The organism is Limnohabitans sp. INBF002 (assembly GCF_027924905.1).
In the GTDB taxonomy this organism is placed as follows: domain Bacteria; phylum Pseudomonadota; class Gammaproteobacteria; order Burkholderiales; family Burkholderiaceae_C; genus Limnohabitans.
This window is the reverse complement of the sequence record NZ_AP027055.1, coordinates 1,386,392-1,404,219: the sequence shown is the minus strand read 5'-3', so window position 1 is coordinate 1,404,219 and position 17,828 is coordinate 1,386,392. Positions and strand designations below refer to the sequence as shown.

At 56.6% G+C, this 17,828-nt stretch carries 14 protein-coding genes; 11 read left to right on the top strand and 3 right to left on the bottom strand.

The genetic code is table 11. The annotated features are described in order from the left end of the window. Positions 1–48 precede the first annotated feature (48 nt). Positions 49–861 carry an enoyl-ACP reductase FabI gene (fabI, locus tag QMG15_RS06890; protein WP_281787978.1) on the bottom strand — a complete coding sequence of 271 codons (813 nt, stop codon included), beginning with the start codon at positions 859–861 and terminating at the stop codon, positions 49–51. 35 nt (positions 862–896) lie between these two features. Here fabI and QMG15_RS06885 point away from each other — a divergent pair, with 35 nt between their 5' ends. From QMG15_RS06885 to QMG15_RS06835, 11 genes are all read left to right on the top strand, one after another. Further along, positions 897–2,759 carry an extracellular solute-binding protein gene (locus QMG15_RS06885; RefSeq protein WP_281787977.1) on the top strand — a complete coding sequence of 621 codons (1,863 nt, stop codon included), beginning with the start codon at positions 897–899 and terminating at the stop codon, positions 2,757–2,759. Then, complete coding sequence (locus QMG15_RS06880; RefSeq protein ID WP_281787976.1) at positions 2,756–3,790, top strand: ABC transporter permease subunit; 1,035 nt, start codon at positions 2,756–2,758, stop codon at positions 3,788–3,790. The genes QMG15_RS06885 and QMG15_RS06880 overlap by 4 nt, the downstream gene beginning before the upstream one ends. Next, on the top strand, positions 3,756–4,817 hold the full coding sequence (locus QMG15_RS06875; RefSeq protein WP_281787975.1) for an ABC transporter permease: 1,062 nt from the start codon (positions 3,756–3,758) through the stop codon (positions 4,815–4,817). Before QMG15_RS06880 ends, QMG15_RS06875 begins: the two co-directional genes overlap by 35 nt. Next, entirely contained in the window at positions 4,814–6,448 is a 1,635-nt protein-coding gene (locus QMG15_RS06870) for a dipeptide ABC transporter ATP-binding protein (RefSeq protein WP_281787974.1), read from the top strand. The genes QMG15_RS06875 and QMG15_RS06870 overlap by 4 nt, the downstream gene beginning before the upstream one ends. A gap of 138 nt (positions 6,449–6,586) precedes the next feature. After that, on the top strand, positions 6,587–7,147 hold the full coding sequence (gene rimP / locus QMG15_RS06865) for a ribosome maturation factor RimP (RefSeq protein ID WP_281787973.1): 561 nt from the start codon (positions 6,587–6,589) through the stop codon (positions 7,145–7,147). 28 nt (positions 7,148–7,175) lie between these two features. After that, on the top strand, positions 7,176–8,660 hold the full coding sequence (gene nusA, locus QMG15_RS06860; RefSeq protein ID WP_108358718.1) for a transcription termination factor NusA: 1,485 nt from the start codon (positions 7,176–7,178) through the stop codon (positions 8,658–8,660). Positions 8,661–8,684: 24 nt separating this feature from the next. Then, positions 8,685–11,522 (top strand): translation initiation factor IF-2, encoded by a 2,838-nt coding sequence (gene infB / locus QMG15_RS06855; RefSeq protein ID WP_281787972.1) that lies wholly within the window; start codon positions 8,685–8,687, stop codon positions 11,520–11,522. Positions 11,523–11,541: 19 nt separating this feature from the next. Continuing rightward, on the top strand, positions 11,542–11,913 hold the full coding sequence (gene rbfA, locus QMG15_RS06850; RefSeq protein WP_108358716.1) for a 30S ribosome-binding factor RbfA: 372 nt from the start codon (positions 11,542–11,544) through the stop codon (positions 11,911–11,913). Between the two features lies 1 nt (position 11,914). Continuing rightward, positions 11,915–12,940 carry a tRNA pseudouridine(55) synthase TruB gene (gene truB / locus QMG15_RS06845; RefSeq protein ID WP_281787971.1) on the top strand — a complete coding sequence of 342 codons (1,026 nt, stop codon included), beginning with the start codon at positions 11,915–11,917 and terminating at the stop codon, positions 12,938–12,940. A gap of 14 nt (positions 12,941–12,954) precedes the next feature. After that, positions 12,955–14,772: a translational GTPase TypA gene (typA, locus tag QMG15_RS06840; protein WP_281787970.1), complete on the top strand. Its 1,818-nt coding sequence runs from the start codon at positions 12,955–12,957 to the stop codon at positions 14,770–14,772. A gap of 148 nt (positions 14,773–14,920) precedes the next feature. After that, positions 14,921–16,054, top strand: a complete 1,134-nt coding sequence (locus QMG15_RS06835; protein WP_281787969.1) for an enoyl-CoA hydratase/isomerase family protein — start codon at positions 14,921–14,923, stop codon at positions 16,052–16,054. Positions 16,055–16,092: 38 nt separating this feature from the next. Here the strand turns inward: QMG15_RS06835 and QMG15_RS06830 are convergent, their stop codons facing one another. Together QMG15_RS06830 and modA are read right to left on the bottom strand one after the other, a co-directional pair. Further along, positions 16,093–17,010, bottom strand: a complete 918-nt coding sequence (locus QMG15_RS06830) for a CaiB/BaiF CoA-transferase family protein (RefSeq protein WP_281787968.1) — start codon at positions 17,008–17,010, stop codon at positions 16,093–16,095. A gap of 7 nt (positions 17,011–17,017) precedes the next feature. Further along, positions 17,018–17,809 carry a molybdate ABC transporter substrate-binding protein gene (gene modA, locus QMG15_RS06825; protein WP_281787967.1) on the bottom strand — a complete coding sequence of 264 codons (792 nt, stop codon included), beginning with the start codon at positions 17,807–17,809 and terminating at the stop codon, positions 17,018–17,020. Positions 17,810–17,828 lie beyond the last annotated feature (19 nt).

The following is a 17,828-nucleotide window of genomic DNA, read 5'->3' as shown; positions in this document are numbered from 1 at the left end:
GGCTGATCGCACCCAAAAATGGCCACCCGCGTGGCCAGGAGCGCCAGCTTACTCGGCTGCAGGCTCGGCAATGCCACCTACAACTTGGCTAAATCCGCCGTCCACATAGGTAATTTCGGCAGTCACGCCTGCAGCCAAATCGCTCATCAAGAACGCAGCCACGTTGCCCACGTCTTCGATGGTCACGTTGCGGCGGATGGGTGAGGCTTCAGCCACCACGCTCAAAATCTTGCCAAAGCCTTTGATGCCGCTGGCAGCCAAGGTTTTGATGGGGCCAGCGCTGATGCCGTTGGCGCGCAGATTGCGGCCTTTGGCGCCTAAGGATTCGGCCAAGTAGCGCACAGACGCTTCAAGCGAGGCTTTGGCCAAGCCCATGGTGTTGTAGTTCGGCACGGTGCGGATGGCGCCCAAATACGACAGGGTCAACACGGCTGATTTGTCGTTGAGGTAGGGCAGAGCGGCTTTGGCCATTGCTGGGAAGCTGTAAGCGCTGATGTCGTGTGCGATGGCAAAGCCTTCGCGAGACAAACCATCGAGGAAATCGCCAGCAATGGCTTCGCGTGGGGCGTAGCCAATGCTGTGTACAAAGCCGTCAAACGTGGGCCAGTGGGCCGACAGGTCTTTGAACATTTGTGTGATTTGCTCGTCGCTGCTCACATCGCAGTCAAAAATCAGTTTGGAGTTGAAGTCGGCAGCAAACTCTGTGATACGGTCCTTGAAGCGCTCGCCCACGTAGCTAAAGGCCAATTCGGCACCTTGATCGTGGCAAGCTTTGGCGATGCCATAAGCGATGGAGCGGTTGGATAACACGCCCGTGATGAGAAGCTTTTTGCCAGACAGGAAACCCGTTTTTGTACTCATGAAATCTCTCCAAAAAAATCTTGCAGAATTGTCGCATGCGTAGCTTCCTCATTTTGTTGGCGTTTTTGTGCTCTGGCCCGTCTTGGGCAGGCCATGCTTACGCGCAATTTGGGGACATCAAATACCCCGCCAACTTCAAAAACTTTGACTATGCCAACCCACTGGCGCCCAAAGGCGGCGAGCTGGTGTTGGTGCCGCCTTCGCGTTTGTCGAGTTTCGACAAATACAACCCCTTCACCCTCAAAGGCAATGCGGCGCCTGGCTTGACGGGCTTGGTGTTCGAGTCCTTGTTGACGGGCACCATGGACGAGCCCACCACAGCCTATGGCTTGTTGGCTGAAGATGTGAGCGTGGCGGCAGACCGCCGTTCGGTCACCTTCAAGCTGCGTCCGCAAGCGCGGTTTCATAACGGCGATGCGGTGATGGCCGAGGATGTGAAGTATTCGTTTGAGCAACTCATCAGCAAGCAGGCGGCACCGCAATTTCGCACCCTGTATGCAGAGGTAGCTGGTGTGACGGTGGTCGACCCGCGCGCTGTGCGTTTTGACTTCAAGCGCGTGAATCCCGAGCTGACCTTGATCGTGGGCGGCATGCCCGTGTTCAGCCGCCAGTGGGGCAGTGAAAACGGCTATCCCAAGCCCTTGGACAAAATCGTCACAGATACCCCCATCGGCAGTGGCCCTTACAAAATGGGCCGCGTGGTGTTTGGCCGCGATGTGAGCTACGAGCGCGACAACAACTATTGGGCCCGCGATTTGAATGTGCGCAAAGGCTTGTTCAACTTTGACCGCATCACCTACCGCTTGTACAAAGACAACACGGCGCAGCTTGAAGGCTTCAAGGCTGGTGAGTTCGATTTGGTGCAGTCCTTCATCGCGCGCGAGTGGGCGAGGGGCTACACGGGCAAACAGTTTGCGACGCGTCAACTGATGAAAAGCGAGTTCAAGCACGGCAATGCGGGCGACTTTCAGGGCTTCATGTTCAACACCCGGTTGCCCAAGTTCAAAGACACGCGTGTGCGTGAGGCCATTGGCCTGGCCATGGACTTTGAGTGGATGAACCGCCAGCTGTTTTACGGGGCTTACCAGCGCGTGCGTGGCTACTTTGTGGCCAGTGATTTTGAAGCCACGGGCATGCCTGACGCCGCAGAGCTGGCTTTGCTCACGCCTTTGCGTGACAAGCTTGCACCGGGGGTGTTCAAAGACGCCGTGCCTCAGCCACCACGCACCTCGCTAGACCCCAAATCAGGTGAAACCTTGCGTGACCATTTGCGCCGTGCCAAGGCCTTGTTGGCCGAGGCGGGCTGGACTTACCGCGATGGGGCGCTGCGCAACCCGCAAGGCGAACCATTCACGGTGGAGTTTCTAGACAACTCAGGCGCCATGGGGCGTGTCATCACGCCGTACACCAAGAACCTAGAGAAGCTGGGTTTTCAGGTGAACTACAAAGTCATCGACTTCGCCATTCTGCAAAAACGCTTGGATGTGTTTGACTTTGAAATCATCAGCAACCGCATTGTGGGCAGCGAGTCGCCGGGTACTGAATTGATGGAGCGCTTTGGCTCAAAAGCGGCCACCACCGAGGGCTCGGGTAACTTCATTGGCATCCAAGACCCTGCGGTCGATGCTTTGTTAGAAAACGTCACCTCTGCCAAAACCCGTCCTCAGCTCATCACGGCGGTCCGCGCCTTAGATCGCGTGCTGCGCCACGGCCACTACAGCGTGCCGCATTGGTATGGCGGTGTGCACCGTGTGGCATGGCGCAACGGCCGCTTTGAGTTGCCGGCGGTTATGCCTCGCTACTACCAACCCGAAACATGGGCCTCATCGACATGGTGGGCCACCATCGATAACCGCGCCACCTTGGCTGCGACCAAAAGAGCGGAGCGTGCGCCATGAGTTCGTACATCTTCAGACGTTTGCTGTTGATGATTCCCACCTTGTTGGGGGTTTTGCTGATGACCTTTGTGGTCATTCAATTTGTGCCGGGTGGCCCCGTTGAGCAAATGGTGTCGCAGTTGCAAGGCCGCGATAGCGGCGGCGAGGGCGCTGCCGTGGCAGGCGCTGGCTACCGTGGTCGCCAAGGCGTGGACGCCGCACGCATTGAAGAAATTCGCCAGCAATACGGTTTTGACAAACCGCCCACCGAGCGGTTTTGGCAAATGCTCAAACAGTTCGCTGTGTTCGATTTGGGCAAAAGCTTTTTCTATCCCAAAACCGTGTGGGAGTTGGTGAAAGAAAAAATGCCAGTCTCCATCAGCTTGGGGCTGTGGACTTTTCTATTGAGCTACCTCATCTCTGTGCCGTTGGGTGTGGCCAAGGCGGTGCGTGCGGGCTCCACGTTTGACTTGGTGACCAGTCTTTTGGTGTTGGTGGGTTTTGCCATTCCCGGCTTTGTGTTGGGTGTGGCTTTGTTGGTGGTGTTTGGCGGGCAGTTGCAGTGGTTCCCGCTGCGTGGTTTGACCTCGGCCAACTGGGAGCAGCTCACGTGGGGTGCTCGCATCACCGACTACTTGTGGCACATCGTGTTGCCCGTCACTTCCAGCGTGCTGGGGGCTTTCGCTGTCACCACGCTGCTCACCAAAAACGCCATGCTCGAAGAGATTCGCAAGCAATACGTGCTCACTGCGCGCGCCAAAGGTTTGTCTGAACGCCGCGTCATTTGGAACCATGTGTTTCGCAACGCGCTCATTCCCTTGGTCACAGGTTTTCCGGCTGCTTTCATTGGCGCGTTCTTCACGGGGTCGCTGTTGATCGAAACCTTGTTTTCGCTCGATGGCTTGGGATTGTTGAGCTACGAAAGTGTCATGCGCCGAGACTACCCCGTGGTGTTGGGGACTTTGTATTTGTTCACGTTGATTGGTTTGGTCACCAAACTCATCAGCGACCTTTGTTATGTATGGGTGGACCCGCGTGTCAAATTCGACTGAAGCATCTTTGTCGCCCACCCAGCGTGCTTGGCTGAGGTTCAGGCATAACCGCCTTGGCTTTTACAGCTTGGTGTTGTTTGTGTTCTTCTTTGGCTTGAGCTTGTTGGCAGAAGTGTTGTGCAACGACAAGCCTTTGCTGGCCCGTTACAACGGCAGTTTTTACATGCCCATCCTGCACAACCAGCCAGAGACGACCTTCGGTGGCGACTTTGAGACGCCCACCGACTACCTCGACCCGTTTATTCAAGCTCAGTTTGACAAGCCTGGTAACTGGGCCTTGTACCCGCTGGTTCCTTACCACCACAGCACGTTGAATTACTTTGCTGCCACGCCCAACCCTGCGCCTCCCTCGGCAGATAACTGGTTTGGCACAGACGACCGTGGTCGCGATGTGCTGGCCCGTTTGTTGTACGGCTTTCGCATCTCTGTCTTGTTTGCCTTGGCGCTGACGTTGTTTGGCACCGTCATTGGCATCTTGACCGGTGCTCTGCAAGGCTTCTTTGGCGGCAAGACTGACTTGGCCATGCAGCGCTTCATCGAGGTGTGGAGCGCCATGCCCGAGTTGTATTTGCTCATCATCTTTTCAGCGGTGTTCGACCCGAGCATCACCTTGCTGCTCATTTTGTTGGGTTTGTTTGGTTGGATGGGCTTGTCAGATTACGTGCGTGCCGAATTCTTGCGCAACCGTCAGCTCGACTATGTGCGCGCCGCGCGTGCGCTGGGCTTGTCAGACGCGCAAATCATGTGGCGTCATGTGCTGCCCAACAGCTTGACGCCCGTGGTCACGTTTTTGCCGTTTCGCATGAGTGCGGCCATTTTGTCGCTCACGTCGTTGGACTTCTTAGGGTTGGGTGTGCCACCGGGGACGCCCAGCTTGGGTGAGCTGTTGGCACAGGGCAAAAACAACATCGATGCGTGGTGGATTTCTTTGTCCACCTTTGCCGTGTTGGTCGTCACCTTGATGCTGCTCACCTTCATGGGTGACGCGCTGCGCGATGCGCTGGACCCAAGAAAGGCACGCCCATGAGACTGCCTTTGCTTCAAGTGCGCGATTTGCGCATTGGTTTTCAATCGGAAGATGTCGTCAAAGGCATCAGCTTCAACTTAGACCTGGGTGAAAAGCTGGCTTTGGTGGGCGAATCGGGCTCCGGCAAAAGTGTGACTGCACTCAGTTTTGTGAAGCTGCTTGAAGGTGCGCGCGTGTCTGGCCGTGTGCTGTGGACTGCGCAAGATGCCGACACCCTGCACCCCGAAGCCACCGATGCACCGCACACGCATGACTTGGTCAAGCTCAGCGAACGTCAGTTGGTCCACATTCGCGGCCAAGACATTGCCTTCGTGTTCCAAGAGCCCATGACGGCCTTGAACCCCTTGATGATGGTGGGCGACCAAATTGCTGAGGTGCTGGAACTCAAACGCGGCATGACGCGCGAAGAGGCCTGGCATGAAGCCGTGGAGTTGCTCAACCTCACAGGCATCCCCGAGCCAGTGCGCCGTGCCAGCGCCTACCCGCATCAGCTCTCGGGTGGTCAACGCCAACGCGTGATGATTGCCATGGCCTTGGCTTGCCGCCCGCGCTTGTTGGTAGCCGACGAGCCGACCACCGCTTTGGATGTGTCGCTGCGTGCGCAAATTTTGGATTTACTCAACGATTTGCAAAAACGTTTTGGCATGGCCGTGTTGCTCATCACGCATGACCTCAACACCGTGCGCCGCTTTGCGGACCAAGTGTTGGTGATGGAAAAGGGCGTGGTGGTGGAGTCGGGCGCCGTCGATGCGGTGCTGACTTATCCAGAACACCCCTACACGCAACGCTTGATCAACAGTCAGCCGCCTCGAGATGTGGTGAACGCCAATGCCAACGCGCCCATCGTCATGCAAGCCAAGGGCTTGCGGGTGAGCTACCCCATTCGGCGTTCAGGCTGGAAAGGCTGGTTCAAAGGCGATCACTTTGTCGCGGTTCAAGCTGCCAGTTTTGACTTGCGTGCAGGGCAAACCTTGGGCGTGATTGGCGAGTCGGGCTCTGGCAAAACCACCTTGGCTTTGGCGGCGCTTGGATTGATGCCTTCCAAGGGCACGCTCACCATCGACGGTGCGGCTTGGCAAGGCAAGTCCGTGCAAGACTTGCCGTTGCGCCGCAAAGTGCAGGTGGTGTTCCAAGACCCGTTTTCGTCCCTGTCACCCCGGATGAACGTGCAAGAGCTGGTGTCTGAGGGCTTGACTCTGCACGCCCCCGAGCTGGACGCGTTAGGCCGTTTGCGCCGCATTTTGGTAACTTTGGCGGCTGTCGGTTTAACTGAAACCGAATTTCCAGGCCTGTTGCAGCGCTACCCCCACGAATTTTCAGGTGGCCAACGTCAGCGCTTGGCGATTGCCCGTGCTTTGGTGATCGAGCCGCAGGTGTTGGTGCTAGATGAGCCGACCAGCGCTTTGGATGCCACGACCCAGTTGCAGGTCTTGCAATTGCTGCAAAAGCTCCAGCGGGAGCGGGGTTTGAGCTACTTGCTCATCACCCATGATGTGTCGGTGATTCGCGCCATGGCCCACCATGTGATGGTGATGCAAGCCGGGAAGGTGGTGGAGGCGGGTACGTTTGACCAAATCTTGAACAACCCACAAGCTCCGTATACGAAGATTTTGGTAGGGGCCGAGGCCTAAAAATACCTTTTATCCTTTGATAATCAAGCATTTAGGCGCTACAATGTGCGCTTCACGACCAAACGGGCGGGTAATTACCGCTCGTTTTTTTTGGTCGTTTGTTTTTTGAACACTTGATTTTGAAGGCTATTCGTCGACGTGAGTTTGCAGCAAACCGTAGAACAAACAGTGACCGGCTTAGGTTACGACCTGGTAGAGATTGAACGCTCCGCCGGGGGACTCTTGCGCATCACCATCGACATGCCTTGGACGGCTGACACGCCTGTGCAGCCCATCAATGTGGAAGATTGCGAGCGCGTCACGCGCCAGCTGCAATTTGCGCTGGAAGTCGATGGCACCGAATACGCCCGCCTTGAGGTGTCCTCCCCCGGTATTGATCGCCCTTTGCGTCACCAAGCTGATTTCGAGCGCTTTGTGGGCGAAGAGGTGGACCTCACGCTCAAGGCCCCCATTGGCGCTGCTGCGGCAGGCCAAGTGGCGGCAACCCGTAAAAAATTCCGTGGCACTTTAGAGCGCACCGACGATGGTGCAGGCTGGCAAATCACCTGGCGTGATGAAGTCAAGGCCAAGCCTGGTCAAAAAGTCAGCCCCAAAAGATTAGCCGAAATGCCAGTTCACGCACTGGGTTTCACGCTGGACGAACTGCGAGAAGCACGTCTAGCTCCGATTGTGGATTTCAAGGGCAAAAAGCCCCGTTGAACATAGGTAAGAGAAGGAGTAACCGATCATGAACCGCGAAATGTTGATGTTGGTCGAGGCAATCTCGCGCGAGAAAAACGTCGAACGCGATGTGGTGTTTGGCGCCGTCGAGTTGGCGTTGGCCCAAGCCACCAAAAAGCTGTACGAAGGTGATGTGGACATTCGCGTGGCGATGGACCGTGACACAGGCGAGTACGAAACTTTCCGCCGTTGGTTGGTGGTGCCTGACGAAGCTGGTTTGCAAAACCCTGAAGCCGAAGAAATGTTGATGGACGCCCGCGAGCGCGTGGCTGACGTCGAAGAAGGTGAATACATCGAAGAGGGCGTCGAGTCCTTGCCCATCGGTCGCATCGGTGCAATGGCTGCCAAGCAAGTGATCTTGCAAAAAATCCGCGACGCTGAGCGCGAGATGTTGCTCAACGACTTCATGTCCCGCGGCGACAAGATTTTTGTCGGCACGGTCAAGCGCATGGATAAGGGCGACCTCATTGTCGAATCCGGTCGCGTGGAAGGCCGTTTGCGTCGCAGCGAAATGATCCCTAAAGAAAACTTCCGCAGTGGTGACCGTGTGCGCGCCATGATCATGGAAGTGGACTTGACTTTGCGCGGTGCGCCCATCATCTTGTCGCGTTCGGCGCCTGAGTTCATGGTGGAGTTGTTCCGCCACGAAGTGCCAGAAATCGAACAAGGCATGCTCGAGATCAAATCTTGCGCCCGTGACGCGGGTTCACGCGCCAAGATCGCCGTCATCTCTCACGACAAACGCGTTGACCCCATCGGTACTTGCGTGGGCGTGCGTGGCACCCGCGTGAACGCGGTGACCACCGAGCTCGCCGGCGAACGCGTGGACATCGTGTTGTGGAGCGAAGATCCAGCCCAATTCGTGATTGGTGCTTTGGCGCCTGCCAACGTCAGCTCCATCGTGGTGGACGAAGAGCGTCACGCCATGGATGTGGTGGTGGACGAAGAAAACCTCGCCATCGCCATCGGCCGTGGCGGCCAAAACGTGCGTTTGGCGGCTGAGTTGACCGGCTGGAAAATCAACATCATGGATGCCGCTGAGTCTGCTCAGAAGCAAGCTGACGAAACGTTCAGCATCCGTGAATTGTTCATGGCCAAGTTGGACGTGGACCAAGAAGTCGCTGACATCTTGATTGAAGAAGGTTTCACCAGCCTCGAAGAAGTGGCTTATGTGCCATTGCAAGAGATGTTGGAAATCGAAAGTTTTGACGAAGACACCGTCAACGAGTTGCGCACACGTGCCAAGGATGCGCTGCTCACCATGGAAATTGCACGCGAAGAGAGCGTCGAAGAAGTTTCGCAAGATTTGCGCGACCTCGAAGGATTGAATGCGGAGTTCTTGCCCCAGTTGGCTGAGAGCGGCGTACACACCCGTGACGATTTGGCCGATTTGGCCGTAGACGAGCTCACAGCCATCACCGGCCAAAGCGAAGAAGAGGCCAAAGCCCTGATCTTGAAGGCACGTGAACATTGGTTCACGGGTCAAGAGTAATGGTCATGGCGAGGAAGATCACATATGTCCAGTACGACCGTAGCCGAGTTTGCCAGCGAACTCAAAAAACCAACCGACACCCTGCTTGACCAGCTCAAGGCAGCCGGTGTTGCCAAAGCTTCTGCCAGCGATGTGCTGACAGAGGGCGACAAACAAATGCTCTTGAGCCACTTGCAAGCCAGCCATGGCACAGCATCGCCCGAGCGCAAGAAAATCACCTTGGTCAAGAAATCGACCACCGAGATCAAACAAGCCGACGCCACAGGCAAAGCCCGCACCATCCAAGTGGAAGTGCGTAAAAAACGCACCTTCGTCAAGCGCGATGAAGACGAGGCGACAGAAGTCCAAGCCGCACCCGTACCTGTTGCAGTGCAAGAGCCTGTTGTGCCTGCGATTGACCATGCCGAGTTGGCCCGACGTGAAGAAGAAGCACGCCGCCAAGCTGAGCTGATCCGTCGTCAAGAAGAAGAGCTGGCCGAAAAACGCCGTCTGCGCGAAGAGCAAGAAGCCAAAGAGCAGGCCAAACAAGAAGCCGCCAAAGCCAAAGCGCAAGCCGAAGCTGCTGTGGTGGTGGAAGCTGTTGCGTCCGAAGCCAAAGCTGAACCCTCTGAACCCGTTGTCGACGCCAAAGCGCAAGCCGCTGAAGCTGCGCGTGTGGAAGCCGCTGCGGCTTCTAAGGCACGTGCCGATGAAGACACGGCTCGCGCTGCTGATTTGGATTCTCGTCGTCGCAAAGCCTTGGCTGAAGCCGAAGCGATTCGCTTGATGATGAGCACGCCACAAAAGCAGATGGTGGCTAAAAAGCCTGAGCCAACGCCAGATCCCAAAGCCATCAAAGGTACGCTGCACAAGCCGGCAGGCACTCCAGGTGCCCGTCCAGGCGCACCTGCCGCCCCTGGCACCGCCGCTGCACCTGGCAACAAAGAAGTCAAGAGCGCCAAGCTGTCTTCCAGCTGGGCCGACGAACAAGCCAAAAAGAAAGCCATCAAAACACGCGGTGACGCGAGTGGTGGTGTGGGCCGCAACAGCTGGCGTGGAGGCCCCAAAGGCCGCCGTGACCGCGACCGCGACGATGACCGCGCACCACAAGCACCCGTCGAAGCACGCGTGCTCGAAGTGCACGTGCCAGAAACCATCACCGTGGGCGAGTTGGCCCACAAGATGGCCATCAAAGCCTCTGAAGTGATCAAACAGTTGATGAAACTTGGCCAAATGGCCACCATCAACCAGCCTTTGGACCAAGACACCGCCATGATTTTGGTGGAAGAGTTGGGTCATAAGGCCGTGATTGCTGCACTGGACGATCCAGAAGCCTTTACTGAAGAAGAAGCGTCCGGCCATCAAGCCGAGTCTTTGACACGCGCCCCTGTGGTGACGGTCATGGGCCACGTGGACCACGGTAAAACCTCGTTGCTGGACTACATCCGTCGCGCCAAAGTTGCGTCGGGCGAAGCCGGTGGCATTACCCAACACATTGGCGCTTACCACGTGGAAACACCACGCGGCATGATTTCCTTCTTGGACACGCCCGGTCACGAGGCCTTCACGGCCATGCGTGCACGCGGTGCCAAAGCCACCGACATCGTCATCTTGGTGGTGGCGGCGGACGACGGCGTGATGCCGCAAACCAAAGAAGCCATCAAGCATGCGAAGGCTGCTGGTGTGCCAATCGTGGTGGCGGTCAACAAGATCGATAAGCCCGGTGCCAACCCAGAACGCGTCAAAGGCGAACTGGTGGCTGAAGAAGTGGTGCCTGAAGAGTTCGGTGGTGATTCACCGTTCTGTGAAGTCTCTGCCAAAACCGGTGCGGGCATCGACGAGTTGCTGGAGCAAGTGCTCTTGCAAGCCGAAGTGCTCGAACTCAAAGCGCCTGTCGACGCCATGGCCAAAGGCTTGGTGATCGAAGCGCGTCTGGACAAAGGTCGCGGTCCTGTGGCCACGGTGCTGGTTCAGTCCGGTACGCTCAATGTGGGCGACGTGGTCTTGGGCGGTCAAACCTATGGCCGCGTGCGCGCCATGTTGGACGAGAACGGCAAGCCGATCAAATCGGCTGGCCCATCAATTCCTGTGGAGATTCAAGGTCTCACCGAAGTGCCGCAAGCCGGCGACGAATTCATGGTCATGACCGACGAGCGTCGTGCCCGCGAAATCGCCACTTACCGTGCAGGCAAGGTGCGTAATACGAAGTTGGCCAAGCAACAAGCGTCGAAGCTGGAGAACATGTTCTCCGACATGACGTCTGGCGAAGTCAAGCTGTTGCCGATCATCGTCAAAGCCGACGTGCAAGGTTCGCAAGAAGCTTTGGCTGCCTCGTTGCTCAAGTTGTCGACTGACGAAGTCAAGGTGCAGTTGGTGTACGCCGCTGTGGGTGGCATCAGCGAAAGCGATGTCAACTTGTCCATTGCGTCTAAGGCCGTGATCATTGGTTTCAACACCCGAGCTGACGCCGGCGCGCGCAAGTTGGCCGAGAGCAATGGCGTGGACATTCGTTACTACAACATCATTTATGACGCGGTGGACGAACTCAAAGCGGCCATGTCTGGCATGTTGACACCCGACAAGAAAGAAGAAGTCATCGGTACAGCCGAGATTCGCCAAGTGCTGCGTGTCAGCAAGATTGGTGCGATCGCGGGTTGTATGGTCACCTCTGGTTTCGTACGTCGCAACGCGAAGTTGCGTTTGTTGCGCAACAACGTGGTGGTGTTCACCGGCGAACTCGACAGCTTGAAGCGTTTCAAAGACGACGCCAAAGAAGTCAAAGAAAACTTCGAGTGCGGTTTGACCATCAAGAACTACAACGACATCGTCGAAGGCGACGTGTTGGAATTCTTCGAAATCAAAGAGGTTGCACGTACGCTGTAAAGCGTCAGTGCAATGAAGCATGGCACGTAAACCGAGCAGCACCCCCAACCGCAGCTACCAAGTGGCCGACCAGATCCAACGCGATCTGGCCGAGTTGATCGCGCGTGAGTTGAAAGACCCGCGCGTGGGCATGGTCACGCTGCAAGGCGTGGAAGTCACGCCCGATTACGCCCATGCCAAAGTGCATTTCAGCGTGTTGAATGGCGACCCTGCCAAAACAGGGGAGGGCTTGAACCAAGCCGCAGGTTTCCTGCGCAATGGTTTGTTCAAGCGCTTGCACATCCACACGGTGCCTACTTTGCACTTTGTGTATGACCGCACGCCTGAGCGTGCGTCAGACATGAACGCCTTGATTGCCAAGGCCGTCGCCTCCAAAGCGAAGGACGACTGACATGAGCGCCGTTGGGCAGTCATCAGGGAGCACCCAAGCTCCCAGCACACGTATGCCGCGCGTACGGGTGCAACGACGCCCTGTGCATGGCGTGTTGCTGCTGGATAAGCCCATCGGTTTGTCTAGCAACGATGCCTTGCAAAAAGCCAAATGGCTGTTACGTGCCGAAAAAGCAGGCCACACGGGTACCTTAGATCCCTTGGCTACTGGCGTGTTGCCTTTGTGTTTTGGCGCAGCCACCAAATTCAGTCAGCTCCATTTGGATGCTGACAAAACCTACGAAACCACGGTGCGCTTAGGGATCAAAACCAGCACCGCGGATGCCGAGGGCGAGGTCATTCAACAGCGCCCCGTCACTTGTACCGTGGGTCAAGTGGTGGAAGTGCTGGACCGTTTCATGGGCCCGATCACGCAAGTGCCGCCCATGTACAGCGCCTTGAAAAAAGACGGCAAGGCCTTATATGAATATGCGCGCGCAGGTGAGACTGTGGAGCGCGAGCCTCGCCATGTGGTGATTCACGATTTAGAGCTGCTTGAGATGCAGCTCAATGGCGATGCGCCATTTTTGCGTTTGCGCGTGACGTGTAGCAAAGGCACGTACATCCGCACCTTGGGTGAAGACATTGCTGAGGCTTTGGGTTGCGGTGGCCATTTGAGCGCTTTGCGCCGCGTGGCGACGGGGCCTTTTGACGAGGCGGATTGTGTGACCTTGGAAGACCTGACCGCCATGGACGAGCCCCAACGCGAAGCGCGTTTGATGCCTGTGCAATGCTTGTTAGCTGATCACACGGCTGTCACGTTGGATGCTGAGAATGCAGGTCGCTTCTTGAGCGGCGTGCGTCGTCGCGGTGTTTGGGCAGACCAGGACCGCGTGAGTGTGTTTGGAGAAAACCCACACGCTTTGCTGGGCAGTGCCCATGTCAAAGCGGGGGAACTGATTCCGGGACGATTGTTGAGTCCCCTTGAAATTCAACAAATTTTGCAAAGATCGCCTGTCAACCAGCCCCTGCTGGCCCAGCAGGCATAAAGGAAGAGAGAAGCATGAGTAAGCAAATTCGCAACATCGCCATCATCGCCCACGTTGACCACGGTAAAACCACCATGGTTGACCAATTGCTGCGTCAATCTGGCACCTTCGCCGACCACGAAAAAGTGGTTGACACCGTGATGGACAACAACGCCATCGAACGCGAGCGTGGCATCACGATTCTTGCCAAGAACTGTGCCGTGAGCTGGGAAGGCACCCACATCAACATCGTCGACACCCCTGGTCACGCGGACTTCGGTGGCGAAGTGGAACGTGCGTTGTCGATGGTTGACGGCGTTGTGTTGTTGATCGACGCGCAAGAAGGCCCCATGCCTCAAACCCGTTTCGTGACCAAGAAAGCTTTGGCTTTGGGCCTGAAGCCCATCGTCGTGGTGAACAAAGTGGACAAGCCCGGTGCGAATCCAGACAAAGTGGTGAACGCCGCTTTTGACTTGTTCGACAAACTCGGCGCGACCGACGAACAACTCGACTTCCCTGTGGTGTATGCCTCGGGTATCAACGGCTGGACATCTCTCGAAGAAGGTGCACCTGGCGAGCAGTGGGGCCCAGACATGTCGGCCTTGTTCAACACCGTGTTGAAGCACGTGCCACCCCAACAAGGTGACCCTGCTGCACCGTTGCAATTGCAAATCTCTGCACTCGACTTCTCCACCTTCGTGGGTCGTATCGGCGTGGGCCGTATCAGCCAAGGTACTGTCAAGCCCATGATGGACGTGATGGTCATGGAAGGCCCAGATGGCACCGCCGTCAAAGGCCGCGTCAACCAAGTGTTGAAGTTCCAAGGTCTGGACCGTGTGCAAGCCACTGAAGCGGGCCCTGGCGACATCGTGTTGATCAACGGTATTGCTGACTTGAACATCGGCGTGACCGTGACCGACCCGACCAATCCAGCACCGTTGCCGATGCTCAAGATTGACGAACCAACCTTGACCATGAACTTCTGCGTGAACACCAGCCCATTGGCCGGTCGTGAAGGCAAGTACGTGACCAGCCGTCAGCTGTGGGACCGTTTGCAAAAAGAACTGCAACACAACGTGGCTTTGCGTGTGAAAGAAACCGACGAAGAAGGCGTGTTTGACGTCGCCGGTCGCGGTGAATTGCACTTGACCATCTTGTTGGAAAACATGCGCCGTGAAGGCTACGAATTGGCTGTGTCTAAGCCACGCGTGGTGTTCCGTGACATCGACGGTGTGCGTCACGAACCTATCGAATTGGTGACCGCTGACATCGAAGAAACCCACCAAGGCGGCGTCATGCAAGCTTTGGGCGAGCGCAAAGGCGAACTCGTCAACATGGAACCCGATGGCCGCGGCCGCGTGCGTTTGGAATACCGCATCCCAGCCCGTGGTTTGATTGGTTTCACCAACGAGTTCTTGAACTTGACCCGTGGTTCAGGTTTGATCTCCAACATCTTCGACAGCTACGAGCCACACAAAGGTGACATCGGCGGCCGTAAGAACGGTGTGTTGATCTCCATGGACGACGGTGAAATCTTCACTTACGCCTTGGGCAAATTGGACGACCGTGGCCGTATGTTCGTCAAGGCGAACGACCCTGTGTACGAAGGCATGATTGTGGGTATCCACAGCCGTGACAACGACTTGGTGGTGAACGCCACACGTACCAAACAGCTGACCAACTTCCGCGTGTCTGGCAAAGAAGACGCGATCAAGATCACGCCTCCAATCGACCTCACCCTCGAATACGGTGTGGAATTCATCGAAGACGACGAGTTGGTGGAAATCACACCGAAGAGCGTGCGTCTGCGTAAGCGCTTCTTGAAAGAGCATGAGCGCAAGCGCAACAAGTAATCCACTTGTTTTGCAAGAAAAGCCGAGGCACTGCCTTGGCTTTTTTTTTCGCTTCCGTTTTTGATGTGTCGCGTGCGTGCATGCGGCTGATCCAGCGCCGTTTTGAATTGAAGAAAATACACGCCAAGTATTTGAAGAAGGAACCACCATGTCCACTTACACCACCGATGTGCACGCCGAGCGCGTGGGCCATTTGGGTCTGATCACCCTCAATCGGCCCAAGGCCTTGAATGCGCTCTCGCTGGCCATGGTGCGCGAGCTCAACCACGTGTTGCAACAGTGGCAAGACGATGCGCAGGTGAGGGCTGTGGTGGTGCGTGGCAGCAACAAAGAAGGTCCCTTCGGGGCGTTCTGCGCCGGCGGTGACATTCGTTACTTTCACCAAGCCGCGATGAGCGGCGATGTGACGTTGGAAGACTTCTTCACCGAGGAATACAGCCTCAACCATTTGATTCAGAACTACCCCAAACCCTACATCGCTTTGATGGACGGCATCGTCATGGGCGGCGGCATGGGCATCAGCCAAGGCGCTGCGTTGCGCGTGGTGACTGAGCGTACCAAGATGGCCATGCCCGAGACGCACATTGGCTTGTTCCCTGATGTGGGCGGTGGCTATTTCTTAAGCCGTTGCCATGGTTCTGCATGTCCCGCCTACATGGGCGAGTATTTGGCGCTCACAGGCTATGTGTTGCGCGGTGGTGAATCGCTGCACGCCGGCTTGGCCGATGTGTGTGTGGATTCATCCACGTTGCCTGCACTGTGGGATGGTTTGCGTCAGCAAGACTGGTCCAGTGGTGAAGCGGTGGTGGCTTGGTTGCGTTTGCAAAGCAAGACCACGACAGAGCAAGCGTTGGCTCAAACGCTTGCGTGGCAACACGCGCCCATCGACCAGGTGTTTGGCTTGGCTGAGGTGGCGGCGATGGAACAAGCGTTGCAAGGCGCAGATGAATGGTCGGTGCAAACCTTGAAGGCCTTGCACCATCAATCTCCGTTGATGCTGTGCGTCACGCTAGAACAAATTCGCCGTGGGCGCCACATGACACTGGCTGAAGACCTGCGCATGGAGCGCGATTTGGTGCGTCATTGTTTTCAGACTGACCATCTGTCGCGCCGAGGCGTGAGCAGCGAAACAGTGGAGGGCATTCGTGCCTTGGCGGTGGACAAAGACCACGCGCCAAAGTGGCAACCCGCACGCATTGCCGATGTCACGCCAGAGATGGTGCAGCCGTTTTTTGACAGCCCTTGGCCTGCATCAGCCCACCCATTGCGTCATTTGAGCTAATTCAAAGCCGTTCAAGCGAACGGCTTTTTTGAGCAGGGTTAGCGCGGCAGGGTGTGCAGCGGAATGTCTTTGCTGCTCGCCAGCTTGTCGAGCTGTGCCCGTGTTTGCAGGGCTAAGAATTTGGCAATCGCCTCATGCGTGCTGCGCTTGTGCATGTGTGTCGCAGCTAGTTTGGGCAAGCCTGCGGCCTCACACAAGCGAGCAGCGAAGTGAGGCTCTAGCGCCGCCAAGGCGACGCGTCCGTTTTTGCAGGGGTAGACCTTGTACCCGGCATGCGCACCGCCGACATCGCCACTGGGTAGCGTGAGGCCCCATGCGCGCGGCAAGGCGAGGTAAGTAGACGCATCACACAAAGCGACTTCGTGAAAGACACCTTGGCCCTGTGCTTTGCCTGGACGTTGACGCATCAACAAAGCTTGCAACACCGCTTCAGTGGCAAACAACGAACCGCCCATGTCTGCATACAGGCTGGCTGGCATTTCAAGGCCATTGACCAAGCCACTGTCGGCTTGGTAGGTCAAATCGTGTCCAGGTTCTTCCGCGCGTTCATCTGGGGCACCCACGATGCTCACCACACACAAGGCTGGGTAGCGCTTGTGCAACTCTTTCCAAGCCAAGCCCAGCTTGACCAAGGCCGAAGGCCGGAAGGAGGTGATGAGCACATCGGTTTGCGCCAATTGCTTGTGCAGCACGGCTTGGCCGCGTTCAGACTTCAAGTCGGCTTGCAACACCTTCAGGCCTTGGTGCATCACCTCGTAGGCGGCAGGCTTGTAGATGCCCATCGGGTCTGCGGTGCTCATGCCCGCAGGTGCGAGCGGTTCGAGCTTGGTGCACTTGGCGCCCATGGCCTGCAGCCGCATCACAGCGGCTGGGCCTGGCAGGTTCAAAGCGAGGGTGAGAACGCGCACCCCTTTGAGGGGCGCGGCAGAGGAGGAGGTGTGATGTGCAGCAGTCATCCCGCCATTATCGGGCGGCGACGGGGTCTAAACCGGTTTGACGAATCGTCTCTGCGACTTCGGGGGATTGGAAAAATTTAATCAGTTGTTTGGCTGTGTCTTGCTCGGTGGAGCCTTCGACCAAGCCTGCTGAGAAAAAGATGGTTTGCTGCACAGACTCGGGCAAGGTGCCGATGAAGTCCAGTTCTTTGAAATAAATCAACTCGCTCACCTGCTGAAAGCCCAGCTCAGCATCGCCGCGTGCCACGACAGCGCCCACGCGTTCGCTCATGATTTTCTTGGCTGTGTCTTTGAGTTGTTCGGCCACGCCGAGTTTAGGAAACAGCTCAGTCGACAAATAGGTGCCACTGGCACTGGCCGAGTAAGCGATCGACTTGGCGTTGAGCAAGGTTTGTTTCAAAGCCTCAACAGTGCTGATGTCGGGCTTGGGTGTGCCTTTGCGAACTGCTGCGCCAATTTGCGAGCGCACCAAATCCACACGACTGCCTTGGATGACGTTGCCTTTTTTTATCATCGCCTCTAAGCCGCCGTCCGACAAAATAATCAAGTCAAATTTTTCACCGCGCGAGAAGCGGGTGGGAATGGCGTCGGGGGCATTGCCCACGGATGCACCAAACGCGCTGATGACTTTGTGGCCGGTTTGTTTTTCAAACTCAGGCACGAGTTGTTTGTAGGCTTCGGTGAATGCGCCTGAGGTGATGACGCGAATCTCGGCAGCTTGGGCAATCTGCGCGGCAGCTAAAAATAACCCAACGCCAACCAGTAGCAGGCGGCGGGTGATGTGGTGTGTCAATGTCATGGGTTGTCTCCGTTGATTT